Source organism: Pseudomonas sp. SDO524_S393 (assembly GCF_054071875.1).
On the sequence record NZ_JBSVVZ010000023.1, the window covers coordinates 76,997 to 87,992 of the forward strand.

The 10,996-nt window shown below is 60.7% G+C and carries 11 protein-coding genes; 3 read left to right on the top strand and 8 right to left on the bottom strand.

Annotated elements, in window-relative coordinates; all coding sequences use genetic code 11:
• Nucleotides 1-3 precede the first annotated feature (3 nt).
• The 3 genes from ubiB to ubiE are packed head-to-tail and all read right to left on the bottom strand — an operon-like array spanning nt 4 to nt 2,998.
• Nucleotides 4-1,608 carry a ubiquinone biosynthesis regulatory protein kinase UbiB gene (ubiB, locus tag ACW9IB_RS12815; RefSeq protein WP_457413919.1) on the bottom strand — a complete coding sequence of 535 codons (1,605 nt, stop codon included), beginning with the start codon at nt 1,606-1,608 and terminating at the stop codon, nt 4-6.
• Nucleotides 1,605-2,228 carry a ubiquinone biosynthesis accessory factor UbiJ gene (locus ACW9IB_RS12820; protein ID WP_457413920.1) on the bottom strand — a complete coding sequence of 208 codons (624 nt, stop codon included), beginning with the start codon at nt 2,226-2,228 and terminating at the stop codon, nt 1,605-1,607. Before ACW9IB_RS12820 ends, ubiB begins: the two co-directional genes overlap by 4 nt.
• A complete protein-coding gene (gene ubiE, locus ACW9IB_RS12825) occupies nt 2,228-2,998 on the bottom strand; it encodes a bifunctional demethylmenaquinone methyltransferase/2-methoxy-6-polyprenyl-1,4-benzoquinol methylase UbiE (RefSeq protein ID WP_457367517.1) in 771 nt (256 codons plus the stop codon). The genes ACW9IB_RS12820 and ubiE overlap by 1 nt, the downstream gene beginning before the upstream one ends.
• Before the next feature lie 296 nt (nt 2,999-3,294).
• On the opposite strand from ubiE, the gene ACW9IB_RS12830 reads away from it, so the two are divergent.
• The 3 genes from ACW9IB_RS12830 (at nt 3,295) to ACW9IB_RS12840 (ending at nt 5,091) form a co-directional block, all read left to right on the top strand.
• Complete coding sequence (locus ACW9IB_RS12830; protein ID WP_457367516.1) at nt 3,295-3,570, top strand: polyhydroxyalkanoic acid system family protein; 276 nt, start codon at nt 3,295-3,297, stop codon at nt 3,568-3,570.
• 105 nt (nt 3,571-3,675) lie between these two features.
• Nucleotides 3,676-4,098 carry a phasin family protein gene (locus ACW9IB_RS12835; protein WP_457413922.1) on the top strand — a complete coding sequence of 141 codons (423 nt, stop codon included), beginning with the start codon at nt 3,676-3,678 and terminating at the stop codon, nt 4,096-4,098.
• 12 nt (nt 4,099-4,110) lie between these two features.
• A complete protein-coding gene (locus ACW9IB_RS12840; protein WP_457413924.1) occupies nt 4,111-5,091 on the top strand; it encodes a phasin family protein in 981 nt (326 codons plus the stop codon).
• 85 nt (nt 5,092-5,176) lie between these two features.
• On the opposite strand, the gene ACW9IB_RS12845 is transcribed toward ACW9IB_RS12840, so the two are convergent.
• The 5 genes from ACW9IB_RS12845 to ACW9IB_RS12865 form a co-directional block, all read right to left on the bottom strand.
• A complete protein-coding gene (locus ACW9IB_RS12845) occupies nt 5,177-5,797 on the bottom strand; it encodes a TetR/AcrR family transcriptional regulator (RefSeq protein WP_457413925.1) in 621 nt (206 codons plus the stop codon).
• 27 nt (nt 5,798-5,824) lie between these two features.
• Nucleotides 5,825-7,507 (bottom strand): class II poly(R)-hydroxyalkanoic acid synthase, encoded by a 1,683-nt coding sequence (gene phaC / locus ACW9IB_RS12850; RefSeq protein WP_457367512.1) that lies wholly within the window; start codon nt 7,505-7,507, stop codon nt 5,825-5,827.
• 88 nt (nt 7,508-7,595) lie between these two features.
• Complete coding sequence (gene phaZ, locus ACW9IB_RS12855) at nt 7,596-8,441, bottom strand: poly(3-hydroxyalkanoate) depolymerase (protein WP_457367511.1); 846 nt, start codon at nt 8,439-8,441, stop codon at nt 7,596-7,598.
• A gap of 165 nt (nt 8,442-8,606) precedes the next feature.
• Nucleotides 8,607-10,286: a class II poly(R)-hydroxyalkanoic acid synthase gene (gene phaC, locus ACW9IB_RS12860; protein WP_457367510.1), complete on the bottom strand. Its 1,680-nt coding sequence runs from the start codon at nt 10,284-10,286 to the stop codon at nt 8,607-8,609.
• 249 nt (nt 10,287-10,535) lie between these two features.
• Nucleotides 10,536-10,913 carry a gamma-butyrobetaine hydroxylase-like domain-containing protein gene (locus tag ACW9IB_RS12865; protein WP_457367509.1) on the bottom strand — a complete coding sequence of 126 codons (378 nt, stop codon included), beginning with the start codon at nt 10,911-10,913 and terminating at the stop codon, nt 10,536-10,538.
• Nucleotides 10,914-10,996: the final 83 nt, after the last annotated feature.

Sequence of the window (10,996 nt, forward strand, 5' to 3'; positions counted from 1 at the left end):
TGGCTATCGACGCACGATCAGATAAACACCCACGGCGACCATGATCCCGGCCGGCCAGTGGCCCAACGTATTCAGCGGCCCGCCAAGGGCCAGCACTGCCCCGCCGACCAGGTGCGCAGCGCCCAGCAGGCGCAGGAACCAGTCGTCCTTGCGGCGTTGCCATGGCGGTGGCGGGTCCTGGGCGTGGGGCTGGGACATGCGCTCCAGCAAGTCGCGTGTCATGTTGGCCAGGTGCGGCAACTGTTCGAACTGGCTGTGCAGGTTGCCCAGCAAGGTTTTCGGGCTGACCCGCTCACGCATCCAGCGTTCCAGGAACGGCTGGGCGGTGTTCCACAGGTCGAGGTCCGGGTACAACTGACGGCCCAGGCCTTCGATATTGAGCAGGGTTTTCTGCAGCAGAACCAACTGCGGCTGCACTTCCATATTGAAGCGCCGCGCGGTCTGGAACAGGCGCATCAGCACCTGGCCGAAGGAAATATCTTTTAACGGTTTTTCGAAGATCGGCTCGCACACGGTACGGATCGCCGCTTCGAACTCATTGAGCTTGGTTTCTGCCGGCACCCAGCCCGAGTCGATATGCAACTGCGCCACGCGGCGGTAGTCGCGTTTGAAGAATGCGAACAGGTTGCGCGCCAGGTAGTCCTGGTCTTCCGGGGTCAGGCTGCCGACGATGCCGCAGTCGATGGCAATGTACTGCGGGCTCCATGGGCTGACGGTGCTGACGAAGATGTTGCCCGGGTGCATGTCGGCGTGGAAGAAGCTGTCGCGGAACACCTGGGTAAAGAAGATCTCCACGCCGCGTTCGGCGAGCATCTTCATGTCGGTGCGCTGGTCGGCCAGGGTCGCCAGGTCGGTGACCTGCACGCCGTAGATGCGCTCCATCACCAGCACCTTGGGGCGGCACCAGTCCCAATAAACCTGTGGCACGTACAGCAGCGGCGAGCCTTCGAAGTTGCGTCGCAGCTGACTGGCGTTGGCCGCTTCGCGCAGCAGGTCGAGTTCGTCGTAGATGGTTTTTTCGTAGTCGGCGACCACGTCCACCGGGTGCAGCAAGCGTGCATCGGCGGAGAAGCGTTCGGCGGCGCGGGCGAGGATGAACAGCCACGCCAGGTCCTGGCCGATGATCGGCTTGAGGCCCGGGCGAATCACCTTGACCACCACCTCTTCGCCGCTCTTGAGCTGCGCCGCGTGCACTTGCGCGACCGACGCGGAGGCCAGTGGCTCGATGTCGAAGCGGCTGAACACCTCGCTGATGGGCTTGCCCAACTGTTCTTCGATCAGCTTGACCGACTGCTGGGAGTCGAACGGCGGCACGCGGTCCTGTAACAGCATCAGCTCGTCGGCGATGTCTTCGGGCAACAGGTCGCGGCGGGTCGAAAGGATCTGTCCGAACTTGATGAAAATCGGCCCCAGGTCCTGCAACGCCAGGCGCAAGCGCGCGCCACGGCTGAGTTCCAGCCGTTTGCGCGGCAGCCAGCGCCATGGCAGTACGTAGCGCACCGCCAGCAGGAACCATGGCAGGGGCAAGGCAAACAGCAAGTCATCGAGGCGGTAGCGGATTACGACGCGCTGGATTCGGAACAAACGGCGGACGGCGAGCAGCTTCATGCGTTATCGCTTGGCTCAAGGGAACGGCTCAGGCGCTCGAAGCGGGCCTCGAGGCGTTCCAGGTCGATTTTGGCCTTGTCGAGCTCACGAAAGCGCGCTTGCGCTTCCCGCTGCCCGACCAGGGTGCGCGATTCTTCGCTCAGGTATTCGGCGAGGTTCTGGTTGAGGCTGGCGAACCCTTGTTGGTACCAGCGCGTGCGGCTGCGCAGGTGCCCGCTGATCAACTGGGTGGCCACCGGACCGATCCAGCGCGACAGTTCGTATTCCCAGTCCAGTTCCAGGTCTTGCAGTACGGCGGCCAAGTCCATCAGCACCGAACTGTCCCCTTCGAGTTCCACTTCGGCGCTGTGCAGAATGGCGGTCTTGTTGCGGCTCAGGGCCAAGTGCAACAGGGTGGAGGCCGGTGCACGCAGTGTGCAGTCGGCATCGGCGGCCCAGTGGGTCGCAAGCAGCAGGCCTTCGTCGCTGGGCAGGATAAACAGCTGCAGGGCGGGGCTGCGGCAGTCCACGGCAATGATCTTGCCGTTGAGGTGCGCGAGCCGCGCCAGGGCGGTGCTGTCCAGGCGCAGTACACGGTTGAGGCCGTGTTCGACGCTGGCGAGGAGGCCTGCGAGCAGCATCAGGGCTTGATGCCGCGGTGCAGGGCGACGATGCCCGACGTCATGTTGTGGTAGGTCACGCGGTCGAAACCGGCTTCTACCATCATCGACTTCAGGGTTTCCTGGTCGGGGTGCATGCGGATCGATTCGGCCAGGTAGCGGTAGCTGTCGGCGTCATTGAGTACCAGTTTGCCCACCAGTGGCATGAAGGCGAACGAATAGGTGTCGTAGACCTTGGACATCACCGCGTTGGTGGGCTTGGAGAACTCCAGCACCAGCAGGCGGCCACCCGGTTTGAGCACGCGCAGCATCGAGCGGATCGCGTCTTCCTTGTGGGTGACATTGCGCAGGCCGAAGGCGATGGTCACGCAGTCGAAATGATTGTCCGGGAACGGCAGCTTTTCGGCGTCGGCCTGGACGAACTCGATATTGCCCGCCACGCCTTTGTCCAGCAGGCGATCGCGACCGACCTTGAGCATCGAGCTGTTGATGTCGGCCAGTACCACCTGGCCAGTGGGGCCGACGAGCTTGGAGAACTTGGCCGCGAGGTCGCCGGTACCGCCGGCGATGTCCAACACCCGGTTGCCGGCACGCACGCCCGACAGCTCGATGGTGAAGCGCTTCCACAGGCGGTGCATGCCGCCGGAGAGCACGTCGTTCATCAGGTCGTACTTGGCGGCTACGGAGTGGAACACCTCAGCGACTTTTTCCGCTTTCTGGCTTTCCGGTACGTTCTTGAAGCCGAAGTGAGTGGTGGGTTCGGCATCGCTGCCTTTGCGCTGATCAGTCATATCGCTGTCACCAAAAGAGAATGCGGGACATGATAATCCCCAAGGCCTGCTTTGTCTTGGCAAGGCTTGTCTGTAGTGAGCGGGCTTGCCCGCGTCGGGTGGCGAAGCCGCCCCAAAACCAGGCACCTCGGTCTTTCTGAAACACTGCGGCGTCCTTGTTGGGGCGGCTTCGCCACCCGGCGCGGGGCAAGCCCGCTCACTACAGGTATATGAGGCGTATGGGTAAGATAGGCGGCGACCGAGACCTTTTGCCGCATGGAAGGTATCCATACCGTTATAAAAGAGGAGTCATTGCAATGGCCCGTATTACCGTTGAGCGTGCACATACCCTGGGCAAGGAAGGCGCGCGGGCAAAGGCCGAGAAGTTGGCGCACAAACTCCAGGAGCAATATGGCCTGGAGTCGTCGTGGTCCGGCGATACCCTCAACCTCAAGCGTTCGGGGGTTAAAGGCACGGTGCAAGTGGCACAGGATTCATTGCGTATCGATGTGGAACTGGGTCTGTTGATGTCGGCCATGAGTGGCACCATCAAGTCCGAAATCGAGAAGGCCCTGGATAAGGCGCTGGCCTGACCGAAGTGTTCTTAGGGTGCCGATTCTAATTTTTCATCCTACTTTGTGCCCAAGCCCTCAACTCCTGCGGGCGGTTCCTCCCCCCTTTCCTGCGTGAGGTGCACCATGGCCAAAGTTATTTTGAAGAAAAAAATCGATGTTCAGAGCAGCGCCCTGAGCGAGGTTAAAAGCTATGCCCGCAAGATCTGGCTGGCAGGTCTGGGTGCCTACGCCAAGGTCGGCAGTGAGGGCGGCGAGTACTTCAAAGAGCTGGTTAAAGCCGGTCAACATGTTGAAAGTAAAGGCAAAAAAGTTGCAGTTGAACAACTTGAAGCCGCCAACAGTCAGATTGACCAAGTAAAGAGTAATGTCTCCAGCGTCAAAGGTCTGGTAGAAGTTCAATTGGATAAAGTTGAAAAAGCCTTTGACATGCGTGTTGCAAGTGCCTTGAATCGGATCGGCATTGCGTCTAAACATGACGTTGAGACACTCTCTGCTAAGCTCGAAGAGCTGACGGCATTGCTAGAACGTGTCGCGCGTAAACACTAAGGAGACATCGGGATGGCTGTTAAAAAGACTACTCAGAAAGAAGGCAGCTCGTGGGTCGGGGAAGTTGAAAAATATTCCCGTAAGATCTGGCTTGCTGGTTTAGGCGTGTACTCGAAGGTTAGCAGTGACGGCGGCAAATACTTCGAGACTTTGGTCAAGGACGGCGAAAAGGCCGAAAAGTTGACCAAGAGCACAGTTGGTAAAAAAGTTGAAGCGGCCAAGGCAACTGCCGGTTCCGCCAAGTCGAGCATTTCTGACACCTGGGGCAAGTTGGAAGAAACTTTCGACAAGCGCCTCAACAGTGCCATTTCGCGACTGGGCGTACCAAGCAAGGCAGAGCTGAAGACGCTGCACAGCAAGGTCGATACCCTGACCAAGCAAATCGAGAAACTCACCGGTGCCAAAGTGGCTCCGGCCAAAACCGCCGCCGCTAAACCGGCTGCCAAGCCAGCTGCTAAAACCGCAGCGGCCAAACCTGCAGCGAAGCCTGCGGCCAAGCCACTGGTTAAAGCTGCCGCCAAGCCGGCTGCGAAACCGGCTGCCAAGGCACCTGCCAAAGCAGCAGCGAAACCTGCCGCCAAGCCAGCGGCCAAAACTGCAGCTGCAAAACCGGCTGCCAAGCCTGCCGCTAAACCGGTCGCGGCTAAAGCCGCTGCCAAGCCGGCTGCAAAACCGGCCGCCAAAGCCGCCGCAAAACCGGCCGCCAAGCCAGCGGCTAAAACCGCAGCCGCAAAATCTGCTGCCAAGCCAGCCGCCAAGCCGGCTGCGGCAAAACCCGCTGCCAAACCTGCGGCCGCCAAGCCTGCGGCAAAACCAGCCGCCGCGAAGAAGCCCGCCGTAGCGAAAAAACCTGCAGCTGCCAAGCCAGCTGTTGCAGTCAAGCCTGCGACTGCAGCGCCAACCGCTTCCACAGCCAACTCGGTGTCTGCACCGACTCCGTCTGTGACCCCGACTGCAACGCCGGCAACCCCGACGCCATCCAGTCAGTCCTGATTTTTTCAGGAAACAAAAATGCCCGGCCTGTAAAGGTCGGGCATTTTTATTGGCACACTCTCAAGAAACCCTGGCTCCCACAGTTTTAATCGACTTCATCCAGATACTTCAGTGCAAACTTCTCGGTCGCCAGCCGCGCAGGTGGCTGCAAGTGCGGCGCCACCAGCATCATGATCTGGTAAACCACCACCCGTATCTCACCTTCGCGATCGAGAATCCGCTGGTAATCCAGGGAGAACAGCAGGGTCAGGGTGATCTGCTCCACCAGTTGCCCCAGTGCCTGGGTGCCGCTGACCAATTGCCCCGAGGTCTTCAATCGTGCCAACAGCGACGCCAGCGTACGCTTGAGTGCCGTCAGCAAGTTACGAATGCCTTTGGCCAGCTTCGGCAGACGCCCCGCCAGGTTCGACAGGTCCTGGAACAGAAACCGGTAATGGGCCATGCGCTCGACGATCAGATGCAGGAACAGCCAGTAATCCTCGGCTTCCAGTTGCGCGTCTGCCGGCGGATCGAGCAGCGGCGCCAGTTCGTTCTGGAAGCGCTCGAACAGCCCGAGCACCAAGGGCTCCTTGCCATGGAAGTGGTAGTAGAGGTTGCCGGGGCTGATCCCCATTTCATTGGCCACCTCCATGGTCGACACGTTCGGTTCGCCCTTCTGGTTGAACAACTGCAGGGCACATTCAAGGATACGGTCGCGGGTCTTCATCCAGTCTTCTTAATGTGATCGTTGAGCTCAGCGCACGCGCACATAAGTGCCGGGCGCCGCTTCCATCGGTGGGTAGTTCTGGTTGCCCAGGGCGGTAAGGGTTTCGCGTTGTACGCCGGAGCGCTGCTGGATCCACGCCAGCCATTGCGGCCACCAACTGCCCTCGACGTGGTTGGCGTCGTAGTACCAGGCGCGGGGGTCGCTGCTCAGCTTGGGGTTCTCGACGTAGTTGGCCTTGGGGTTGCCCGGCGGGTTGAGGATGCTCTGGATGTGCCCGCTGTTGGACAGCACGAAGCGCCGGTCGCCACCCAGCAGTTGGGTGGAGCGATACACCGCATCCCATGGTGTGATGTGGTCGTTGATACCGGCCACGCTGAAGCTGTCCACCGTGACTTTCTGCAAGTCGATGGGGGTGCCGCACACTTCCAGGCCGCCGGGATGGCTGAGCGGGTTGTGCTTGAAAAAGTCCAGCAGGTCGCCGTGCAGTGCTGCGGGCAGGCGCGTGTTGTCGTTGTTCCAGTAGAGGATGTCGAAGGCCGGCGGCTCCTTGCCCAACAGGTAGTTATTGATCCAGTAGTTCCAGATCAGGTCGTTGGGGCGCATCCAGGCGAAGACTTTGGCCATGTCGCGACCATCCAGTACGCCTTGCTGGTAGGAGCGGCGCTTGGCGGCTTCCAGGGTCTGTTCGTCGGCGAACAGGGTCGCGGGGCTGTCGATCTGGCTGTCCAACAGGCTTACCAGGTAACTGGCACTGGAGATGCGCCGCAATTGGCGCTTGGCCTGAAGGTGACCTTGCAGCGCCGCGATGGTCAGGCCGCCGGCGCAGGCGCCCATCAGGTTGACCTCACGGGCGCCAGTGATCGCCCGGCAGACGTTGAGCGCCTCTTCCAGTGCCGCAACGTAAGTGGACAGGCCCCATTCGCGATGGCGCACATCCGGGTTGCGCCAGCTGACCATAAAGGTCTGCAGGCCGTTCTTGAGGGCGTACTGCACAAAGCTGTTGGCCGGGCTCAGGTCGAAAATGTAGTACTTGTTGATTTGCGGCGGCACCACCAGCAGTGGCTTGGCGTACTGTTTTTCACTCATCGGCTTGTACTGGATCAGCTCCAGCAGCTCGTTGCGAAACACCACCGATCCCGGGGTGGTGGCGACGGTCTTGCCCACTTCGAAGGCATGTTTGCTCACTTGGCGGGGCAGGCCGTTGTTGTGCAGCAAGTCTTCGAACAGGTTGCTCACACCGCGCACCACGCTGTGGCCGCCGGAGTTGAGCAGTTCCTTGACCGCCAACGGGTTGAGCAAGGTGTTGGAGGGCGAGACGGCATCGTTGAGCAGGGAGAACGCAAAGTGCGCACGGGCGCGGTCGTCGGCATTCAGGGTGCTTTCGTCGATCCAGTGACGCGTTTGTTTCTGCCAGCTCAAATACGCTTGCAGGCTGCGTCGATACAAGGGGTTGAGCTGCCAGGTGGGGTCGCTGAAGCGGCTGTCGTGGGGGTTTGGCTGGTGCAGGGTTTCACCCAACAGTACGCGGCCCAACTGGCCGCCCAGGGCCAGGGCGTGACGGGCGGTGTGCACCGGGTTGCGCAAACCGTGGGCAGCGACACTGCGCAGGGTCGACAGCAAATCCCGGCCCCTGAGGCCTGTGATCGCGTTTTGCGCATTGATGAACGCGGCTGGGGTGGGCGCCGGGTTCGTCACGGGTCTTTCTCGCATGAGCCAACACTCCTTCGTCAAGCCATCAACAGGCACGCCAATTCAGAACCATAGCCGGTTCCTGGCAAGTTGCGCGGCGGTGCAGTCCTTACACCGCGGGGCGCGGGTGAATCACGGCGCGCAGGCGCTCCTCTTCGAGAAACTTCATGATGATCGGTGCAACGGCTTCGGCCCGGGTGATCAGGAAAAGGTGGCCGTCATCGATGATATGCAACTGCGCGTTGGGAATGCGCCAGGCCAGCATGCGCATGTTGATCAACGGGATCAGCGGGTCATCGTCCCCCGCCAGCACCAGGGTGGGCTGGCGGATCTTGTGCAGCCAGTGGATGCTGGTCCAGCCCAGCCCCGCGAACAGCTGCCAGTAGTAGCCCAGCTTGCCCGCCGAACGCACTTTACTGGCGTGTTCGGCGGCAAGCTTGGCGTCGCGGCGGAATGAACCGCCGTAAATCATCGGCGCAATGCGCACCACGTGGGAGGGCTGGATATAGCGCCGGGGGCTTGCCATCAGCCACAACACCTTCGGTTTGCCCGGTACCATCACGGCGCCAGCTGCGGTGGCGGCCAGGATCAACTTCTTGCAGCGCTCCGGGTAGTCATAGGCAAACTGCTGCGCCAGCGCACCGCCCCAGGACACCCCTACCGCGTTCACTTGGCCGTAATCGAGGTAGTCGAGCATGCGCGCGGTGAGCTTGGCCAGGCCGGGAAAGCGGTAGGGTCGACTGGGCGTCGACGAGCCACCCACGCCGGGCACATCGAAGGCGATCACTTCCAGGTCCGGATCCAGGGCCTGGACGAACGGAAACACCAGCTCAAGGTTGGCGCCGATGCCATTGAAGATCAGCAACGGTGTCAGATGAGGCTTGCCCGGGCGTACCGCCGTGCGGATGGTCTGGCCATCCAGGTCGATGGTACGGAAGATGAACGGTTGCGGCATGCTCAAGCCCTGTGAAGTGGTGCTATTTATCTGTAGGAACTCGGTCAATGTGGGAGCTGGCTTGCTTGCGATTGCATTCTGTCAGTCACCCATTGGCTGATTGGCCCACCGCTATCGCAGGCAAGCCAGCTCCCACACTGACCTCATTTCAACTTCAAGCGTTGCTTAGCGTTCGTGTACGTAAGTGCCTGGCGCCGCCTCAGCTGCGGTGTAGGTCTTGTTCCCCAAGCTCGTAGGCGCCTTCTTCAGCTTGCCGGCCCGATCCGCCTGCCATGCCTGCCAGTGCAGCCACCAGGAATCGGTGTGTTTGGTAGCGTTTTCCTGCCATTCCAGCGCCGTTCCCGACAAGCCTTCGCTGGTCTGGTAGCGCGCCTTGGGGTTGCCCGGCGGGTTGAGGATGCTCTGGATATGCCCGCTGCTGGACAGCACGAATTCCACTTTGCCACCGAACAACTGCGCCGACTTGTAGCAAGACTGCCACGGCGTGATGTGGTCATTGGTGCCCGCCAGGGAGTAGATGTCGGCGGTCACCTGCTTGAGGTCGATAGGCGTGCCGCACACTTCCAGCGCGTTGGCGCGCACCAGCGGGTTGTTCTTGAACAGCTCGATCAGGTCGCCGTGGAAGGCGGCGGGCAAGCGCGTGGTGTCGTTGTTCCAGAACAGGATGTCGAACACCGGCGGTTCGTTGCCCAGCAGGTAGTTGTTGACCCAGTAGTTCCAGATCAGGTCGTTGGGGCGCATCCAGGCGAACACCTTGGCCATGTCGCGGCCTTCGAGCACGCCGGCCTGGTAGGAATGGCGCTTGGCGGCTTCCAGGGTCTGCTCGTCGACGAACAGCGCCACCTGGGTGTCCAGGGTGGTGTCCAGCACGCTCACCATCAGGGTCAACGCGTTGACCTTCTTCTCCCCCAGCGCCGCATAGTGGCCCAGCAGCGCGGTGCAGGTGATGCCACCCGAGCAGGCGCCGAGCATGTTGATGTCTTTGCTGCCGGTGATCGCGGTGACCACATCCACCGCCTCTTTGAGGGCTTCGATATAGGTCGACAGGCCCCACTCGCGCTGGGCCTTGGTCGGGTTGCGCCAGCTCACGATAAAGGTCTGCTGGCCGTTGCGCAGGCAGAAGCGCGCCAGGCTCTTATCCGGGCTCAGGTCGAATACGTAGAATTTGTTGATCTGTGGCGGCACCACCAGCAGGGGGCGCTCGTGCACCTGTTCGGTGATCGGCTTGTACTGGATCAGCTCCAGCACATCATTGCGAAACACCACCGCGCCTTCGGTGGTGCCCAAGGTCTTGCCCACTTCAAAGGCGCCCATGTTCACCTGGCTCGGCATGCCGCCGTTGTGCACCAGGTCCTTGGCCAGGTGGGACAGGCCGTCGAGCAGGCTCTTGCCGCCGGTTTCGAAGAAGCGTTTGACCGCCGCCGGGTTGGCCGCACTGTTGGTGGGAGCCATGGCTTCGGTCATCAGGTTGATCACGAAGTGACCACGGCTGATGTCCTGTTCCGACAGGTTGCTGTCGCCGATCCAGTCGTGCAGTTCCTTGCGCCAGGCCAGGTAGGTTTGCAGGTAGCGCTTGTAAAGCGGGTTCTGGCTCCAGGCCGGGTCGCTGAAGCGGCGGTCGTCGCCCTCGGGCGCCAACTGCGATTTGCCAAACATGACGTTCTTGAGTTCGACGCCAAAGTGAGCGACGTGTTTGACGCTGTGCAACGGTTGCTTGATGGCTTGGGTCAGCACCATTCTCGCCGAGGCGAGCAAATCCTTTTTCCGTAACGCGATGATCGGGTTCAGCCCCAGGGTGTTTTCCGAGGCCTGGCGTTTCAAGTCATCGTTGCTCTTGTTACTCATCTACGACGCTCCATTGTCCGAAAGACGAGTACCGGGTACCGCTGTGCACCGGGTTTCGATACACAACACAAGCCAGGTACTGCGACTCGGGTGACCGTTGATACCGCATCGTCAAATGCAGGGAACTTGCCAGTTCCATTGGTTACCCGAGTTTAATTTTTTTCGCAAGCAGGCCAATCGTTGGCCACGGGAGAGCGCATTCAAGCAGATGAAATTAGAAAATGCCCTCTAAAGAGCAAGACGCTTGTGTTAGAGCATCAGGCGCACGACCGATTCGCTCGGATCGCGGGTTTTGCCGGCGGCTTTGAGTTCGGCCAGGTAATCGGCCCACAGCGCGTCCTGACGCACGGCCAACTGGTAGAGGTAGTCCCAGGTGAACAACCCGCTGTCATGTCCGTCGTCGAAGGTCAATTTCAGTGCGTACTGACCGGCCGGTTCTACCCGGGTCAGGCGAACGTTGAGCTTGCCGAATTGCAGGATGGGCTTGCCGTGGCCCTGGACCTCGGCGGACGGCGAATGGGTACGCAGCAGCTCGGCGGAGAGTTGGTACACCTCGTCGGGCCCGTAGGTGAGGCCGAGGGTGTTGGAGGTTTTGTGCAGGTTTACGGCAGTGGGGAATTTGGTCATGGCGATAATCCTGAAGAAACCGGCTCAAAAAATGTGGGAGCGGGCTTGCTCGCGAATGCGGTGTGTCAGTCACACAAGTATTG